This window comes from Galbibacter sp. (genome assembly GCF_048266365.1).
GTDB lineage: Bacteria > Bacteroidota > Bacteroidia > Flavobacteriales > Flavobacteriaceae > Galbibacter.
Genome location: NZ_JBLWZP010000008.1, coordinates 1 through 20,261 on the forward strand (window position 1 = coordinate 1; position 20,261 = coordinate 20,261).

Sequence of the window (20,261 nt, forward strand, 5' to 3'; positions counted from 1 at the left end):
TTTGAACGCTGCAAAGAATATCCTTAAAGAAGGATTAAAAATATATGGTGAGGAACTTGCCATTACAAAGGTGGAGAACCTTAAGACTATTTCGGTAGCTGGTTCGTTGAAGCCCGAAGCCCAACCCATCGCCTTTGGCGTGGGTGGGTAGTTCACAAAGTTAATTTAGTGATCTACAAACCATTTAAGGAAATACCTACACAAAGCAAGTTCACAAAGAAATCAATTTAGATTACATTTGTACACCTAAATCAGAAAGTTTACTTTTCCAAAATAAAGTTACACATATGCTTTTCAATGAAGTTTTAGGACATGCACATCTAAAAAAACACCTCACTCAAAGTGCTGATAGCGGGCGCATACCACATGCACAATTGTTTGTCGGACCAGAAGGCAGTGGTGTCTTACCGCTGGCTATTGCTTATGCCCAATATGTACTTTGTGGAAATTCATCAGAGGAAAATGACAATGGAAATAGTAGTTGCAATCTAAAATGCAACCATTTAACCCATCCTGATCTGCATTTTGTGTTTCCGGTAACCACCACAGATAAAATAAAATCACATCCCCTGAGCAGCAATTTCCTGGAGCAATGGCGCAGTTTTGTACAGGCCCAACCTTATGGAAATTTATTCGACTGGTACAAGATTCTTGAGGTGGATAACAAACAGGGGATCATCGGTGTGGATGAAGCCCAAGAGATTGTCAAAACACTTTCGTTAAAATCATATGAGGGTGGTTATAAAGTCATGATTATTTGGATGGCAGAGCGCATGAATAGCGCCGCTTCTAACAAACTACTTAAATTAATCGAAGAGCCGCCAGAAAAGACTTTATTGATTCTGATCACCGAAGATGAGGCTCAGATCATGCAAACGATTCTTTCGAGATGTCAAATTTTGAATTTCCCTCCTTTGGCCGAGGTTGAAATTGTTCAGGCCTTAAAGGGCCGAGGAATCAGTGAAAACGACGCTTTAAAAATTGCAAACAGCTCCAATGGAAACTTCAATAAAGCGCTGGATTTAATAAATCAAGATTCGGAAGATCTCATTTTTGAAAAATGGTTTGTCAACTGGGTGCGTACTGCCTTTAGAGCTAGAGGAAATAAAGCAGTGATCAGCGAGCTCTTAGCCTGGGGCGAAGAACTTTCTAAAACAGGTAGAGAAACTCAAAAGAAATTCTTGCTCTTTTGTATCGATGTGTTTCGTCAAGCTTTACTAATCAATTACAAGTCTGAAAAGCTCACCTATATGGAGTTTAGTAGTGTGGACTTTAAGTTGGAAAAATTTGCCCCCTTTGTTCATGGAGGTAATATTATGGAAATCACCAAAGAACTTGAGGAGGCTATCTTTCATGTTGAGCGCAATGGAAATGGAAAAATCATCTTCACAGATCTTTCCATTAAATTAACGCGATTCTTGCATATAAAAGAATAACCTACTCAAAATCCTAATAGATTCTATTTTGTTTGCATATTAAAGATTGCCTTTCTTGGATTCCTTAATGGCATGATCACACGCTCTAGCTGTTAAAGCCATATACGTAAGAGAAGGATTTTGTGTAGCCGTTGAAGTCATACAAGCACCGTCAGTCACATATACGTTTTTACACTCATGCAATTGGTTCCATTTATTAAGTAAGGATGTTTTTGGATCATGGCCCATACGTACCCCTCCCATTTCGTGGATATCCAATCCGGGAGCCTTATCTGTAACGTCATTCACATTGATGTTTTTAAAGCCGGCGGCGTCAAACATTTCAGTAAACTGCTCTATATAGTCTGCAATCATTTTTTGATCATTATCGTCATAATCTAAATTGATACGCAGTAGTGGAATGCCATATTGATCCGTCTTTTGAGAATCTAGACTCAAGGTACTTTCTTCCTTTGGAATGGTTTCACCCATCATATGAGACCCTACATGCCAGTTCCCATAGGTTGGTTTCATCAGATTTTCTTTTAGGTCTGCTCCTAAACCATCGGAACGCTGTACAATAGAACGTGAGGCTCCAAAACCTGCAGCATAACCTCTTAAGTAATCGGTTTCTTGCTTATGAACATTTCTAAACCTTGGAATATAACCACTGGTAGGTCTACGCCCAACTGTTGTTTTATCAAGATCACCTTCGTACTCTGCACTCATGCTCACACGATAGTTATGGAACGCAATGTATTTACCTAGTAAACCATTATCATTCCCCAATCCGTTCGGGAAACGATTTGATTTCGAATTCAGTAAAATCATATTGGAATTAAATGCACTGGCATTTACAAAAATCACAGGTGCAAAATATTCGACTGTTTCCTTGGTATGCGCATCGATAACTCGAACACCGGTAGCTTTTTCTTTTTTATCGTCATAGATTATAGAATGTACAACGGAATCATGACGCATGGTTAAATTCCCTGTTTTTTGTGCCCAGGGTAAGGTGCTGGCATTACTGCTGAAGTATCCGCCAAACGGGCACCCTCGACGGCAAAGATCTCGCGTCTGACACATGGCACGCCCTTGTTGAATAAAGATATCCTTATTCTCAGTGATATGCGCACAACGACCGTAAACTACATGACGCTCGTTGTTGTATTTTTTGGCAACGACTTCTTTAAAGTACTTTTCTGCGGCATTTAAACCCATGGATTTTAAAAACTCTCCATCCGGTAATGTATCCAGCCCGTCATATTCTCCGGAAATCCCAACGAACTTTTCAACATAACTATACCATGGCGCCAAGTCTTTATAACGTATTGGCCAATCAACCGCAAAACCATCTCTTGCCGGACCTTCAAAATCAAAGTCACTAATACGTTGAGTTTGTCTTGCCCACAAAAGGGACTTTCCTCCTGTCTGATACCCCCGAATCCAATCGAAAGGTTTTTCTTGTATATAGGGTTGCTCCTTGTCTTTGGTAAAGAAATGCTGTGAGTCCTCAGTAAAATTGTAACACTTTGTCGCTATAGGGTTTTCCTTTTTTATATCATAGGGAACTCGGTTGGCATGTTTAAGCTCCCACGGCATCATATTGGTCGTTGGATAATCCTCAATATGGGTTACCTCACGGCCACGCTCCAGTACAAGTGTTTTCAGACCTTTCTCAGCAAATTCTTTAGCTGCCCATCCTCCACTCATTCCAGATCCTATAACAATGGCATCAAAACTATTTGTTTTTGTACTGTCTATATTAAAATTAGGCATTTGTATTAATTTTCTCGTTAGGGTTAATAGTTAGCGTTTGATACGAAAATGCTCCGGGAATTAACTTATAAGGCATTAAATTGGTGAGGTAATACTCAGTATTCTTATATCCCCATACCGCAGTATTCTTAGTGTTGTTTAAAAAACCGTGAATTGGTTCGGGTGTATCACCCCCTTCTAACAAAGCTGTAAGAATCTCTAAACGTTTCTCTGCATCCAAAGAAATAAAATCATCGTAATACCGCTCTCTAACCAGCCTATTAAAACTTCGCAAACCGGACAAATAAGAAGCTTGTTGCTCCGGTGAAGCACAATCATCCATTTGGATCCATATAAAGTTCTGTACTTTCAGGGCTACTCCTCCCGGAGTATCTGTTTCCGGAATTATGGTATCTATAATGGACTCTAAAAGTATTTCTTCGTCGGTAGTTATTTTGAGCTTATTCAGCACTATTGGAATGCGTTGCGGTGAAAAATTACAGGATGGCATTAGAAGCAATCCTCCAGTAACCAATCCAATATTTCTGAGGGCTGTACGTCTTTTCATAATTATTGGTAAAAAGTTTTAGCGGGAAATCATTTTCCAAGAACGTAAATATATAGAATCTGCGTAAATAATTTAATAGCGTGCCTTTTTTTAACGAATTTCCTATAGGTAGTTTCATTCTATAGAGAAGTATTGATTCTACTAGAGCTCTTCCTAAATTCAAACATTCAGCATATTTCGGTTTATTCAACTTACGGTAAGTATCGTACTTCAAGTAAAAATTCAAATTAAGTGGTATACTTTTGGATTGAAATAAGCACTTTTCTTTGAAAGTGTGTTAGACTACATTAATTCGAAGGAAAAAGTGTAAATCTGTCAAGGGACTCCCTAACTATTGTATGGAAAATGTTGGATTAATCCTCTGTAGTGTGCAATTGTTATGCTTAATTTTACCTGAGAGGCCACAAAACCTTAAGTATACAAATAGAAAAAACCACCTTGAAAAAGATGGTTTCTCTTGAGGCATCGAGCGGATTCGAACCGCTGTACAAGGTTTTGCAGACCTCTGCCTAGCCACTCGGCCACAATGCCATTTTACGGATGGCAAATGTAATAAAAATATCGCTCTTAATCCAAAAGACTCATTTAAAATAATTATAACATTATAAAATGTCGATATTCTTGCCCTTAATCCCTCCCCAAAGTCATGGTAATGGTAACTTGTTCAACATTACCTCCAATGGGTGGGTTAATCTTTGAAACCTCAACAGTAGCCTCATCCGCAATAGCTATTTCGTTTAATATACGGTCGATGATTCTTTTAGCAACATGCTCTAATAATTTAGAACGAATTGCCATTTCTTCTTTGACAATCCTGTTGATCTGAACATAATCAACGGTGTCCTTTAAATGATCACTTACCGCTGAGGGTTGAAGATTTGCATTAACGGCAACATCTACTCTGTAGTCACTGCCTATTTTTCCTTCTTCTACCAAACACCCATGATAGGCATATACCTGTATATTGGTTAATTTAATTACTCCCACACTTTTAATTTTAATGCAAAAATACCATTAAAATTTAATTCTTCAACCAAAGCTTGCTGACGGTTTAAGGTAGTTCTCCTCCACTATCGCATCATACAGCGACAATTACTTATTCCCTGGAAGATATCCACTCCTATGGTCACCATATGGGTCCCTGTACTATAGGCTTGGATTTCATTGGTGATAAGTTGATAAGAATAGGCAAAGTAAAACGCTCCCTTTTTCATACCAACCATAGGCCCGACATTCAATGGCGTAAAAAATTGATCATTCAAGAATCGGTAACTGATTCCTGCCCAGTAATAGTCTTCAAAATCCCAGAACCGCATTTTCATGTTGACATCGGTGGAAGACCTTCCATCACTCTCAAAGAGTTGGTAAAAAACACTGGGTTCCCACTCAAATCTAGAGGTGATTTTCTTTTTGTAACGATATCCCGTATACAAATAATAGTTCCTAAGGGTATTCGGTTCACTGATCGCAAACAAGTCCAATTCTTTGTTTAAGATGTTTGAAGCATTTAAGCTCGCAAAAAAGCCTCCGCTTCTAAAGAGCACACCTACATCAAAGTTATGGTTGGTCGTTGAACGGTTATCAGTGATTCCCGGGTCATTTACACCAGGAGTACCATCCCCATCGGAATCAAATTCGTTAGCCTCTAATCTAAACTGGTTGATATTATAGGAGATTCCGAATGAAAGAAAACGATCGTCTGCATTGTTTAATGTCAAATGGTGGGCAAAAGAAACTCTAGCTCCCATTTGTCGGGTGTTTCCGTTACTATCATTATAAATCAAGCCGCCAACACCGGACTTTTGTCCTAGACGAACATCACCGACTAGGGTTTGGGTATCTGGAGCATCCTTTATCCCTACCCATTGGGTAAGTGCATTACCCCTAATTTTAACGTAATCTCCGATGCCGGCATACACCGGAGATATTACAAATTCATTGTCTGCTAGATACTGCGTGAATGTAGGCAGGGTCATCTCTTGTGCCTGAGTGTATAACCCTGCTGTCATTAGTACAATTGCTATATATTTTTTCATACGGTTCATTATTTATCTGTACAGGGTAAAGTGTCCAACAAATTCTCTATCATCCTTATCTCCGTTTAATTTCATTACATACCAGTAATCACCTGTTGGAAGCTCGGTTCCATTATACCTTCCATCCCAAGTTTTTCCTTTACGTAATTCGGCAACAACACGACCGTAACGATCATAAATTTTGGTGACCAAATTTGGATAGAAGACCCCATAATTAGATGGTGGCCAGTGATCATTATTTCCATCTCCATTAGGAGTAAACACATTCGGAATTTTAATGTCTGTGAAGGTCATCGGAATCTGTGCGATTTGCTGACAACCATTAGCATCGACAATCATCACTTGATACACACCGCTAACCTCAATAACATAGCTCGATTCACTACCCTGAGAAACACCGTCAACAAAGTATTCATAAGGAGCTGATCCTCCACCAGGATACATGGTGAACTCATTGAGGTTGGATTCATTTACAGTTAATGTTAATGGCTGAATGGGTTCAACAGTGAAATCTACCTCACGCTCACAACCAGAATAGGAAACCGTTACAGTGTGATCACCTGGAGCCACATTAGTAAACTTATTGTCAAATTGATCTGCACCTCCGTCCAATTTATAAATGACCTCTTCCAGGCCTTCTTGTGCCAATGTTATTTCAACTTCATTAGCAGCAGAATTACTAATACAAGTCACTCGAACTTCCGCTTTTGGAGTGAGATCTACAGGATCTTTCAAAGAAACCAGTACGCTTTGTTGACATCCGTTGGCATCTCTTACAAAAACCACATAAGTTTCACCTCCTTTAAGACCATCAAACACTTTTCTGTCTTGTTCAAATGCATCATCATCCTGAGTATTGACCGCTGTTGAATACGGTGGAGTCCCACCTTGAATAATCAATTCAAAACTACCAGTACCATCCCCTATACAAAATTCTTCATTCAGAATATTAGCTTTGGCCTCTAATGGTGGTGGGGCTATAATTTCTTCTTTGAATACGAAAGGATTACAACCTCTAGAATCCTGTGCAATAACAGTATAAGTTCCAGGAGCTAAATCTTCAAATACATTTTTGCTTTGGAATTGATCTAGGTTTGGAGAGATCGCATATTGATACTCTCCCGTACCGCCTTCAAGCCCTACCTCAATTCGACCAAGACCATCAGTACATATAGGATTAACAATAACTGGAGATTTCGCAGTTAATTGAACGCCCTGTTCAATCTCAACACGAACTTGTTCATTACAATCCTCACTATCAACTTGAACGTAATACACGCCTGCAGTTAAACCGTTGAAGGTGTTCCCTTCTTGTTTTTCAACCAGTGTTACATTACGTATACCATCAATTAAGGTGTATTTATAATTACCAAGACCTCCCTTAACATCGATCTTAATATAACCTGTAGCATCACCATAACAACTCACATCCGACACCACTGTAGGAGTCAACTCAAGTGGTCGTATTGGAGAAAGTGTTACACTATTTGATACTGATGAAATACACAGGTTGGAATCTCTTACATAATAAGTGTGTGCCTCTTCAGCAGTTATCACCCCAGATATATCAATATCTACCGAATTACCACTTCCAACGGAAGTCCAAGGTCCACTTGCTGAAGTACTGTATTCATATCCGGTTCCTGTTCCTCCAACAGCAGTTAGCCTTAAAGTAGCACCTGTGGTACATGTGTTGCTTTTTAGTAAACCTAATGAAGCTATAACTTGATCAGGTTCTGTAATGGAAACTGGAGTCGTGTCAGAATCACAGCCGTGATTATCAGTAACGGTTACACTATAATTACCAGCACCCAAATTGTAAAACACATTTGACTCTTGAGGCGCAGCACTCGAAATAATAGCGCCACTTTCATCCAGCCTATTTAAAATATATAAATAGTTAACTGATGCATCAAAATCAGGTCTACCACCAGTAGCGGTAACCGTAATACTACCTGTATAATCTCCTTCACAAAGCACATCTATTGATGATGATGTTGCGGAAGTAATGATTGGATCAGGTTTAACGAATGTTACGGTTTCAAAAATCATACAACCTTCAGCATCTTTCACGTATACATCATAAGTACCCGCTGAAATACCGGTAAAGGTGTTCATTGTACTAAAGTCTGCTTGCGTTGGTATTACCCCTGAGTTAACTAGTGCAAATTCATATTCACCCCATCCTCCAGATGCACTTGCAGAAATTTCTGCGGCACTGTTTTCACAACTCAAATCTTCCACAATAGCGACACTTAAGTCTAATGCTTTTATTGGAGCCTTGATTGTCACAGTATTTGTTGTTTCTGGACAGAAAGGGGTCTCTAATGATGTAATTTCAACATAATAATTTCCAGCAGCAACTCCAGCAATTGTAACGGTTCCAGGTGCTGTGCCTGTTCCGGTAACTGAAGTAGAAGTACCAGCACTATTATAAACTTCGTACGTAAAGGCTCCCGTATAATTAGCAACCTCCACAGTGATCTCACCGGTTGCTGTGTTATAACAGTCAATAGGCGAGCTAGCTGTTGCTATAGAAGTTATAAGATCATATGGAGCTACGGTATAGGGTTCAGTAATAAAGAAACAACCCGTAGTCGTATCTGTAATCTTAAACACATAATCTCCAGCGACTGGTAGATCAAAGCTGGCTACCTGTCCTGAAATTGTTTGTGAGGGCCCACTTGGCAGTAATTCTATCACAAATTCACCGGAACCACCGTCAATTTCTACACTGACGCTTTCTGGGTTTGAACAAGTAATCGCTGTAACTGGTGTTACATCTACTGTGTTTATTTTCGGTAGTGGATTGATACTTTGTATTCTAGTATCAAAACATCCATTAGCGTCCTTAACATATAAGGTATATGTTTCAACATTTCCGGTATCAACCACGTCAAACACATTATTAGTTTGATAATTAACACCATCAATACTGTATAGATAAGGCGCGGTGCCAGTTGTTGGATCAACTGTTACTGTAATCTGACCTAAAGCAGTAGTGTTACTTGGATTACACGCAAATTCTGTTGTCACCGTAGCTGTAAAGTCTAAAGCCACAGGTTCAGTAATGGTTACATTCGTCTCATCAAAACAACCTAGATCCGAAGTCACTCTTACCACATAATTACCTGCTGGAAGGTCAGTGAACAATCCATTAGTATTGGTCGCAGTAACAGGGCCGCTTAGGGTATAGGTATAAGGAGGGTTTATAGTTGTAGCCGATGTAACAGTAGCCTTTATAGCTCCATCAGTCGCGCCTTCACAAGAAACATTAATTTGGTTGCTGATCTCAATTACAGGAAGAACCGGAGCACTTAATTCCAAATCAATAGCATCATCACAGCCCTCACTATCGACAACGTTAAAGGTATATGTTCCAACTTGATCTAATCCTGTAAAGCTAGAAACAGCTCCATTGTTGACCGTAGTTCCATCAGGGAATACAACACTGTAAGTGAAGTTTCCAGATCCGCCATTAGCGTTGATAGTCACTTCACCTGCTACATTGTTATTAGAAACATCACATGAAATTACCTTATCAATATCATAGCCTAAGCTTATCTCTTCAAATAGAGTAGCAGTATCGGTAAGGGTAATAGAACAATTCCAATTGTCTGAAATTCTAACCTCATAGGTTCCTGCTCCTAGATTAGTGAAGGTCGTAGTATTTCCAGTTTTTGGAGAACCAAAGTCCAGTCCATCTTTAATCAATTGGAAAGTGTAAGGCCCTCCTGATCCACCAATAACATTATCTACTTTAATTTCACCTACTAATCCTTCACAATTAGGTGCACTTACTGAAATACTACCGGTTATTGCAACTGGTTCAGTAATAGTTTCAGAAGGCAATTGAATTGGACAACCTTTTTGATCAATTACCCAAATTTCATAAGTCCCTGTAGCTAAACCTTCAAAACGAGGGTTATCCACATATTTATTGATATCATTTGAGTCTGAAATAGGTGAAATACCTACATAGTATTTATAACCACCCCATCCACCTGATGCATTAATTACCTCAATAATACCATCATTAAGATCGCAAGTTTGAGGAGTCACAGTTGCTGACGCAGTTAATGCTGCCGGTGGTGTTGCAATTGTAAAGTTTCTGGTCTGACTACAAAAAGGAGCATCATCTTGAACTACTTCCACAGTGTAAACACCTGCATCAAATTGATTTATTGTTATGTCGGTATTACCTACACCAACAGCAGATTTGATTGCTGTTGAACGATCTCCAACAGTTCCTGTTTGATCATAAACATATACAATTACACCTCCGGTGTAAGTTGGATCAACCAGTTCTACAATAATTTCTCCTGTTGCAGAACCTAAACAAACCGCACTTGATACAACATTTAAATTAATATCAAATGTATTAGGATCAGTTAATTCTTCGAAAACTATTAATTCACAACCTGTATCAATATTGATCACCTTAACTTGATAGCTTCCAACTTCTAATCCAGTAAATGTCTCGGTGGTTCCTGTAATAGTTTTCTTTTCTATTTCGGTCCCTGCACTGTCATATAAATAAAATTCTAAAATTTCTGATGTATGTCCTAAATCTAACGAAGCATTTACTTGAATAGTCCCATCACCTCCCATACATGTTGGATTGGTTGGGGTAGTTTCTATCTTTTCTAGTTTGTTATATGCTATAACATCAATATCATCAGTGATAGAACATCCATTTTCATCATAGACGTTTACTACAACATTTCCGCCTAAAGGATTTGAAACATTGAACTCGGTTTTAACACCCTTCTGAGTTCTATCATCGGTAGTGTCCGAGGGAGTCCCATTATCATAAATGAACTCATAGAAATGACCTCCCTCTCCTCCAGTAACGCCAGTAGCAGTTACCGTAGCCATATTTACCGTATTGCCTGTAGTACAGCCAAATTCATTCACATCTAACTTCAAACCAGTTAAATCTGCAGGTTGATAAATCGTGGCTTTAATAGGTAATGATTCACAAGCATTATCCGCAGCAGCAGTAATTATTATTTCATATGTAATTCCGACTTCAGCCCCAACCAATTCTGTGAAAGTTGCTTGATAACCATTTGAACTTTCTGGATCCTTTGCCAGTGGATTTCCATCACTCGATACAATTTTAAAAGTAAATGGTCCTACACCATTGTCTAAAGCAGTTACAGTAATGGTTCCGTCTGCTGCTCCATAACATGTAACATCCGTTGTAATAGGATCTGCTAAAATTTCAGGTATTACTTTTTCAGGCACTTCAATAGTCCTCGAAATCACACAACTAGTTTTGGCATCTCTAAGTGTGATGGTATAGATACCTGCCACATTTGCATCCGTAAACAATTTTGAATTTGGAGGTGTCGAAGTCGCCAACGGTGTTTCTGCTACCGTAGTAAATCCATCAGGTCCACTAATTGAGTAGAATATGTTAGTAGAGGCATCCACTGAAGAACCTCCTTTAATTTCAAAGTATATTTCAGCATTTTCACCTCCATCACTTGCTTTTTGACAATCTAAAGCCTCAGTTACTTCTAATTTGGCAAAAGCTAATGGCTCATAAATTTCAACATCTTCAGTCGCTGAAACGGTACAACCATTACTATCTTTTACCATAATCTCATAAGTCCCTGTAGAAAGATTGGTAAATACATTTTCATCAGCAAGTCCATAAGTTGCACCTCCATCAGTAGAATAATAATATGGTGCCAGTCCGGTACTAGGATCAACATTAATTGTAATACTTGAATTACCCCCACAATTGTCTGGTACTACAGGGTCAATTACGGGAGGTTGACTAATATTTAATGTTACCGGCCCCAAATATTCTTCACAACCGTATTGATCTTTTACTGAAACATCAACAGTAATATTTTTCAATGTAGGATCCAATATATTGTCAATAGAGACTTCCATTGGATTATCGGTGGTGGTGATAAAATCGATAGCAGAATCATAAGAACCATCTCCGTCAATATCAAAATTGGTACTGGACAAAATGTAAGTATACTCACCGCCCCCACCTTCAATATCAGGAACTACTATTAAACCTGGGGTTTCACAAGTGATATCCCTTAATTTCTCTGGAGTTCCTGTAATTGGGTCTTGCTCTTTAATCGTAATATTCTCAGTTGCAGTAACACAAGTATCATTTCCACCTCCATCATGCTGAGTTACTTTCACATAATAGTCTCCAGGAGCTAACTGATTTGGAATAGTATATGTCTCTGGTAATGAAAAAGGAACATCCGATGGACTCGTAAAAATTGCGGTTGGATTTCCTAATTCATAAAGTTCGTATCGAATATAAAGCCCTTCTGTACCATCAGCATCTGTAAGCGTAAAAGATATTTGACCATCATTTGTACCCGCACAAGAAGGCTCATAATTAAGTTCAATAACCATAGGTAGGGTTATTTTATCATTTACATTTATAGTGCTTTGAAGAATACAACCTGTGGAATCTTTTACAAAAAAGACATAAGTTCTTCCAGGTACCAATCCAGTAAAAGTATGTTCATGAGGTCCCGCTTCGGTCGCTGGAGTTGGAGTTGTCCAGCCATTTTCCGGATTATCAGGATCGAAATTGAACACATCCTCTGTATAGGTATATTGATAGCCTGGTATACCCTTGCTTCCTACCACTGTTACCGTTAACATTCTATTATCACAGAACACATCCGTAGATTTAATATCAATACTCAGATCGTCCAGTGGATACGGAATTAAGAATTTGTCAAACTCATAGAAACAGACAACATCACCATTGGCATCTATTGTTCGTATTGCAGGATAAACCACATCTCCAGGATTATAGGTGCGGAATTCATTAGTAGCTGCCCATATCGGTGAAGGATCGTTTACATTATCTGTGTATTGAACAGTTAAACCAGGATAGGTTGGCACATTTAAAATATCAAATCCGAAATCCTTAGCCTCAGCTCCGCAATCGGTAATTGTAGGGACAAGATCACCTATTAATTCCTCAGGATTTATAATAGCTTTTGACTCATTGTCACTACAACCATAGTTATCAGTTACCGTAACTGTATAATTTGCAGCCGGTAAGTTGAAATATGTTACCGATGTTGCGGTGTAGTTTTCCTCAACTTTTATATCATTTGTACCATCATTAACCACAATTTTATAAGGCCCAACACCTCCACTAATTTCAATAAGAATTGAACCCGTTTCATCGTGACATTGAGGTTGTGTTGGTGTTGTTGTAACGCTTATAGCATCAAACGCCTTAACCTCAACGGAATCCTTAAAAATACAGGCACCTGAACCGTCATTAACTTCAATGTCAAAAGTACCTTCACTTCCTGGCAGAACCTCGTAGGTGTTTACAGTATCAAAACTAGCTCCGCCATCAAAACTATATTGATAATTACCATCACCCCCAGTTGCAGTCACTTTAATGGAACCAGCTGTACATGCTATATGTGTTACATCAATACCAGCATCAAGATCTTCTCTTACTAAAACAGTTTTTGTCGCTGCAGAACAGCCGTAGCCATCCTTAACAGTAACCTGGTAAGTTCCTGGATCTAAGTTTTTAAACTCATGATGCTCCTCGTCAACATTTGGCGGGTAAAAAACACCCGTACCGTCACTTAGACTCACCAAATAATCTCCATTACCCTTAGATATTTCTACCTTAATCCCGGGAGTATAAATACCTCCTTCGCAAGCGGTAGCCGCTACTTCAAACTCGATATCTACCGGTGCAGATATCGTTATTGTATCAGTAATATCATCACAACCATTACTATCTTTTGCTCGGACAACATAATCACCAATAGGTAAATCATCAAAAATTCTATTCCCACCATTGGTTACAAAATCATAACCTGCAATTGCATTTTCATTAGTGTCTTCCAACTGATACGTATAACCAGGTGTTCCACCGGTTGCAGTTCTCGCAGTAATAGTAGCAGTAGCTATATTACAAGTGATTTCTGAAGTGATTTGTGCTGTGACCTCAACAGGATCAGGTTGCACAATTGTAAATGGTATTTCATCACCACAATCTAAGGTCGGATCAGCAGTTTGATTATCTATATCTCTAACATAAAGTGTGTAATCCCCTGGTCCCAAATTCACTGGAATTTCTAAGATAGATTCTGTGGAGTTTCCTAAGGTTGTAGCGAAGTTACTATCTAGGCTGTATTCATAACCGCTTGCTCCAAAATTATTCACTGCAATTGTAATTTTGCTATCCGTTAAGGCATTACAACTTACATCGGTAACTCCAACTAATCCAGCATTAAAACCTTGATTTTCATCAACAATCACCTTAATATCTTTAAATAGTGGACATTTTTCAGGGATTTGAGTAACTAGGATATCATCAATAGCTAAGTCATTTCCATCTTCAACTAAAGAATTGGTTTTAATCACCAAATCAAGTTCTGTATGGCCATTAGGATTTAAATCAATCGTAAATTCTTCCCACTTATCAGATTTAGGAATAACCCCGGTCAAATCTTCTGCAATAACAGCATCATTATTACTTGGGTCTACCAACTGAATTACAATATTTGGATCTCCTTTTAGGGGATTTGAAGTGGATTCCATAAGGTTATGCCCCCAAATAGAAACCTGTACATCTTGGTTAGGAAGAAAATCTTTTATAGGTTTTCTATAGATTACACCACCCATTCCGGCAACTCCACCAATGTTAATGGCTATAAAACGGCCTTCCGGATTACCAGTGTGATCTCTAACATCTACCCAGTCACCAAAATCAGTTGCGATTCTTTGTGTTACACTATATTCGCCATCATTAATTCTTGTATCATTTATATCTGATTGTGAGCCACAATTTCCACCAGGCATCTGATCTTCATAGCAATAAATCGAAGAATCAATACTTGGAATACTTGTATTTGGACCAAATCCAAAATCCTCTACCAGTAGAACACTAGGTGTTGCTGGTAGGTTACTAACATAATTAATTCTTACATCGTAAGTCCCTGGAGTAACTCCATTAAATACATTTTCAGATTGTTCCGTACCTCCATTAAGTTGGAAGGTATAGTCAAATGTTGAAGGTGATGCACTTACTGTAATATTTCCTGTACCATCACAATTATAAGCGACCGAAGCCCCAAGTTCAGGATCTTCAGGCCCTTCTTCAACAGTAATAGGCATAGGACCATAGAAACAGCCACTAGCATCTTTTATATACAATTCATATGTTCCCGGCATTAAATATTCAGTTGCTGAAGCCCCATAAGATGATCCTCCATTAAAACTATATTGATATGGTGCAGTTCCTCCTTGTGCATTCGTTATCCTAACATCTGCACCCTGAGTTGGGTTACACTCTACCAAGGCAGCAACATTAGCTGAAGCTGTTAACTCTTGAGGTTGTACTATAGTGTAAAACAACTTCACGTCACAACCCTGAGAATCTTTTACTACGATATTGTAGTTACCTGATAATAGGTTATTAAAGACATTTGAACCTTGGAAAGTTGCCCCTCCATCAATAGAATATCCTGTATAGTTCCCAGAACCTCCACCAGCAGTAATGGTAAGAGTTGATGTTGTACCATTACATAAAATATCTGTGTTTGAAGCGGAAACAGTTAGAGGTGGATCAGTGGTAATACTAATATCGTATTTAGCTTCACAATAACCTGCTCCCCCTATGTGATCCCTTACATATACATCATATTCCCCTGCAGTGGTAATCGTTACGGGATTTGTAGTGGAGAATCCTGTAGGTGTTACCCCATCAGGTACAATAACATATACATAATTCCCATCGCCACCTACTGCCGTTATGGTAACATCAGTAGATGTGCCGCAGGAAGAAATAGGATTCGCTGAAGCACTTACTTTCAATTCCGGATCAACTGTAATTGATTTCGTGTCCTTACAATTATTTTCATCAGTTACAGTAACCGTGTATGTTCCCGGATCAAGATCCTTAAAAATTCCTGTTGTATTGGTTAAACCTCCATTCAAAGAATAGCTTAATACTCCCGAACCTGTTCCTGTTGTAACCGTAGCTGTAATGGTTAACCCTACAGCCTCATTATAGCAAAGATCATTTGCAGTAAGGGTCAACTGCGGAGCAATTGCCGGTTTAATTGTAATTGTAGTAGAGACAACATCACATTGATTGGCATCAGATACTTCAACAGTATAATCTCCAGCAAGCAGTCCTGAGAAAAATCCAGTTCCATTGCTTACTAATAAATTCCCTCCCGTATCATATAAATCATAAGTATAACTACCCCAACCTCCGGAAGCAATGATAGTTATTGTTCCAGGGGATATTGTACCTGTGTTGGTACAACTTTCATGAGTAACCTCTGGTAAACTTAAAATTAATGGTGTTTGCGGCTCTTCAACAGTAACCTCACTTGAATCTGTACAGTTTGTCGTGTTGTCTGTTACTGTAATAGTATATTTTCCGGCAGCTAATCCAGTTAAATCAACGGTATTTCCAATTTGGTCAATCCCATTATCAACTGTTGCACCTGTATCATTAGTGATTGTATAATTGTAATTCACAGAAAAACCACTTACCGTGAATTGAATTTTACCATCAGAACCACCTACACAACTGGCATTGCTAATTAATTTGCCTACAACGTTAATTGGTGTTAAAGCTGGAATAGTTAGATTTTCTTCATAAAAGCATCCTTTTTCATCAGTAACTCTAAATCTGTAGGTAACTCCAGCGGCTAAATCCTCAAAAACAGCATTAGTTTCGTTATCCTTAACCTCAGTAGCCGGACTTATAATTTCGTACTTAATCGCACCCGACCCACCTGTTACAGAAAGACTTACATCTGAGTTGTTCGCAGGACACTGGACCGTACTCATGGTAAAATCAATATCTGTAGGTGGTGTTAATGGGTCAAATGTAATCTCGTCTGATTGTTGTATACAATCCGGGCTATTTTTATCCCTATAACTAGGAGTATATGTGCCTTCGGTTAAACTACCAAACACAGGGCTATCTTGCCAAGTCACTCCGTCAATTGAATATTCAAAGGTACCCGATCCTCCAGTTGCATTGGAGAATGTAATTTCACCAAGAGTTAAACATGTATAATTACTTGATGGACCGGAATCAGCAGAAATTTGAACTCCTTCATCAATGGTTATATATGTTTCAAAATCACAAACTCTATTTCCTTTTTCACCTCTAACAATAACGGTATATTCGCCTGGTGCTAAATTTGCAAAATTTGGTGTTCCAATAAAATTAACACCATCTAAACTATAAGAAACATTATACTTTTGGTCATTAATCATATTTATAGAAATACTACCGTCATTTGAATCAAAGCAAGTTTCATCTGTAGGATTGACCTCAAACTCCATTACTGGTTCAACGATAATGGTAACATGATTTGAAAAACTGTAGCAGTTATTTCTATCAAAAACAACGTAACTATAGGTTCCTTGTTCACCTAATTTAACATCAAAAATTTGCCTTGTTTGCCCAACTCCCTGCATTTCCCCAGCAGGAATATCGTTTACGCTATTATAACTAATCGCTGGAGCGGTTGCCCCTACTGCTGGTTCATAACTCCAAATCGCATAGGTGTGTGGTGTTAGACCTCCCTCAGATTGTACCTGTATATTTCCTTCTTTACAGGTTACATTTTGAGAAACCTCCGCTGTAATAGTTAATGGAGCTGGTGGTATTATTGTATAATCGTGTGAAAAGGTACAGCCATCCTCTGTTGTAACCTCTACAGTATATGTGCCTGGATTAAGGTCGTTGAATTCATGGTGATTGTCATCAACTGCTTCTTGCTTATCAACGATGTCAGCTGTACCTGTGCCATTTTTTAAGACATATGTATACCATCCTCTTACATCTCCTACGTTGATGCTAAAGGATCCTTTATCAGTATTACACGTGGGATTGGTAGTGGTAACTGTAACATTAAAATTACTTTTGGTAATGACTTTATTTTCAAATTTAAATAAACATGGTTGTCTATCACCAGCCTCCACATCTAAATCTGCTTGGCGGATGTAAACATTATAAGTTCCTGGATTTTCAATTTCGAATGAACCGACATCTTGCCAAGTAGCAGAATTAGGATTAAAATTAGCACTAGCCAAGGCTATTGCATACTCATAACCCGAACCAACATTTGTGATATCTATGCTCCCATTTGTTTTACAAATGATATTCTCTGTTGTAATTTTAGGATCAACGGCGTTTTCATAAGCCTTAAAATAATAACGATTAAAACAATTATTTTGATATCGAACCTCCAAACGATACTCACCTGGGCCAGAAAGCAAATATTGGTCTACGGTGCCTACTTCATTCCAATCACAAGAGCTATCCTTAGTAGGACAATTATCTATAATTGAAGTATGTTCACAACTATCATCTAATTTTTGCCAACTAAACTCTATTGCATCCGGAAAACTAACATTAAGCATCCTGTCATCGTTTGTACCACACAAGAAAAATTTAGGTAATTGGGTTCCATCATTTGTACACGTTACAACCTGATCTGCATAGGGAATTAATGGGTTTGTTTCAGTATTTCCTCTATAGACTAAATGAATAATCTCCTCAAAATCCTTGCAGTCCTCAGCATCTGTTTCTTTGGTAACTTTATAGGTGCCAATATTTGTGGCAGTATAGGTCACCCCAGTTTCACCAGTAAGTATTTCAAAAGTTCCACTACCATTATCTTTATACCACTGATAACGGTCATAACCCGCACCTGCCGTTAAAACAGCAGTTTCTCCACATAATTCTAGTGTGCGTTCAAAGCTTCCACACTGACTAAGGTCCGGCAAAAAGTTTGAGGATCCCGGAATTTCGAATAAACAACCTGTTAATCCGAGAATACTTAGGTCATTAGTAATTTCATTGTTATTCAAAACTCCTTGATAGGAAGCATAACCCAGATTACTAATTATGTTGGAACAGGCGTCCCTTAGCTTATCACAGTCGGGCTGTACGCGAACATTCATTCGAATTGTATAGTCCTGTTCGATTGTTACATTATCGTCGCCCCCTCTTTCTTTCTCCACATAAATATCCGGAATTGTAAAAACTATAGTATTGCTATCGAAGTCATAATCATAGGTGATTTCATGCAATACTCCATTAGCCCAAATAGGTTCAGGCAAGACAAGTTGCTCTTCAAGAAAATCAACATTTAGTGGAAGTACATCCCGTATTGTAAAGTTGGCTCCATCATCATTCCCGATATTATCGAAACTAAGGGTATATTGTATGTATTGTCCTAATTCTACCTGTTGACCTTGAATAGAAACATTATCCAAATTATAAACTCCCTTGGCCAATTTGATGTCTGGTTCTATGATTTCTACATCGAAGGAGGTGAAAAATATGTCATATTTATCCTGAGTAGACATTGCTCGCAGTGTAACCCCCGTTTCATCATTGGGAATAACACTATTGTTGGAGTTACTTATTTCAAACAAATCAACATCCCAACCCAGTGTGTTTTCACTATTAGGGTTTCGGTTTGGATTAATTACACCTCCATTACCATTTGTCTCTGATGAAATACTTCCATTGAAAAAATTATTCCAAGGATTTACACTATTGGAGATATTAGTGAAAGTAGACCTACCGTCCGCCTTGATTCCAAGTTGATCACCGCCAATTCCACGATCTCCTTCTAAGGTCATAACCCCCATCTTCGCATTTACCGGAAAGCCCTCAGGTAATGTCCTAAACCCTTTAACCGGGATATCTAATGATTCTTTCGATTTAATCCCGGCATAACCATCAAAAGTTGTAATTTTTTTCCCAACCATAGTTGGGTTTTCGTAGATAATTACCAAAGACCATCCACCTGACATCCCGCCACGAATTCCATAACTAGAATCCTTTGTTTCTCCATAACCTGAGCTTGCTCTAATATTAGCCACAATATACTCACCATTAGGATTGGATAATCCTTGAACTATAGATGTTACATCTTTATAACATGCATAAGGGCTGTAATCTTTAAAATCTGAATCATCAGAACCATCAAAAAGTATCTCCTCAGCAATTAAATTAGTATAATTACCCCCCGGAGTTTTAAATTTTACTTGATTCCAATCGTCCTCTCGTCCACTGTCTTCATCTTTTCCTTCATTGTACTTATAAACGGCGGACCAATAGAGTCCTGCATAAACCACTTTACTACAACCCATATTTGGGATGTCTAAATCCGCGCTACTTGAGCTGAAAGTTGAATTATCCCCATCAATATCAATGTATTGCATATTAAGATCATCATTGCTCTCACTTCCATTGTAGGGTTGATTTGGACGTGCCATTTTTCCCTTATCTCGGTTTATAATATTATTACCAATAAAGGTGATGTCGCCTTTGATGTTGTCCTGGTATCGGACCTCAAAGTCTTTTTTTACTTGTGCAGTTATAGCAAAAATGCCTGCAAAGAATATGCATGCAAAAAGGGTGTAGAATTTCAGTGTAAAGTAGTTTCTTGTCATAGCTTAAGTTTTGGG

General features: G+C 38.4%; 6 protein-coding genes and 1 tRNA gene. 1 reads left to right on the plus strand and 6 read right to left on the minus strand.

Translation table 11 applies throughout. The features are described from left to right. Nucleotides 1–287: 287 nt before the first annotated feature. On the plus strand, nucleotides 288–1,436 hold the full coding sequence (locus ACN0TV_RS12145) for an ATP-binding protein (protein ID WP_417363189.1): 1,149 nt from the start codon (nucleotides 288–290) through the stop codon (nucleotides 1,434–1,436). Between the two features lie 39 nt (nucleotides 1,437–1,475). Here ACN0TV_RS12145 and ACN0TV_RS12150 read toward each other — a convergent pair whose 3' ends face one another. The 6 genes from ACN0TV_RS12150 to ACN0TV_RS12175 form a co-directional block, all read right to left on the minus strand. Next, nucleotides 1,476–3,194, minus strand: coding sequence for a GMC oxidoreductase (locus ACN0TV_RS12150; RefSeq protein WP_417363190.1), 1,719 nt, complete (start codon nucleotides 3,192–3,194; stop codon nucleotides 1,476–1,478). Further along, the gene (locus ACN0TV_RS12155) at nucleotides 3,187–3,741 is read right to left on the minus strand and encodes a gluconate 2-dehydrogenase subunit 3 family protein (protein WP_417363191.1); all 555 of its coding nucleotides are present in this window, start codon (nucleotides 3,739–3,741) and stop codon (nucleotides 3,187–3,189) included. The genes ACN0TV_RS12150 and ACN0TV_RS12155 overlap by 8 nt, the downstream gene beginning before the upstream one ends. Nucleotides 3,742–4,201: 460 nt before the next feature. Beyond that, nucleotides 4,202–4,272, minus strand: a tRNA-Cys gene (locus tag ACN0TV_RS12160). Nucleotides 4,273–4,368: 96 nt separating this feature from the next. Next, nucleotides 4,369–4,728 (minus strand): dihydroneopterin aldolase, encoded by a 360-nt coding sequence (gene folB, locus ACN0TV_RS12165; protein ID WP_417363192.1) that lies wholly within the window; start codon nucleotides 4,726–4,728, stop codon nucleotides 4,369–4,371. 83 nt (nucleotides 4,729–4,811) lie between these two features. Continuing rightward, nucleotides 4,812–5,777, minus strand: coding sequence for a type IX secretion system membrane protein PorP/SprF (locus ACN0TV_RS12170; RefSeq protein WP_417363193.1), 966 nt, complete (start codon nucleotides 5,775–5,777; stop codon nucleotides 4,812–4,814). Between the two features lie 12 nt (nucleotides 5,778–5,789). Further along, nucleotides 5,790–20,246: a T9SS type B sorting domain-containing protein gene (locus ACN0TV_RS12175; protein ID WP_417363194.1), complete on the minus strand. Its 14,457-nt coding sequence runs from the start codon at nucleotides 20,244–20,246 to the stop codon at nucleotides 5,790–5,792. Nucleotides 20,247–20,261 lie beyond the last annotated feature (15 nt).

Excerpts from the sequence above, each read along its gene's own strand:
- ACN0TV_RS12145 (WP_417363189.1), top strand. The coding sequence starts at position 288 with ATGCTTTTCAATGAAGTTTTAGGACATGCACATCTAAAAAAACACCTC.
- ACN0TV_RS12150 (WP_417363190.1), bottom strand. The coding sequence starts at position 3,194 with ATGCCTAATTTTAATATAGACAGTACAAAAACAAATAGTTTTGATGCC.
- ACN0TV_RS12155 (WP_417363191.1), bottom strand. The coding sequence starts at position 3,741 with ATGAAAAGACGTACAGCCCTCAGAAATATTGGATTGGTTACTGGAGGA.
- ACN0TV_RS12170 (WP_417363193.1), bottom strand. The coding sequence starts at position 5,777 with ATGAAAAAATATATAGCAATTGTACTAATGACAGCAGGGTTATACACT.
- ACN0TV_RS12175 (WP_417363194.1), bottom strand. The coding sequence starts at position 20,246 with ATGACAAGAAACTACTTTACACTGAAATTCTACACCCTTTTTGCATGC.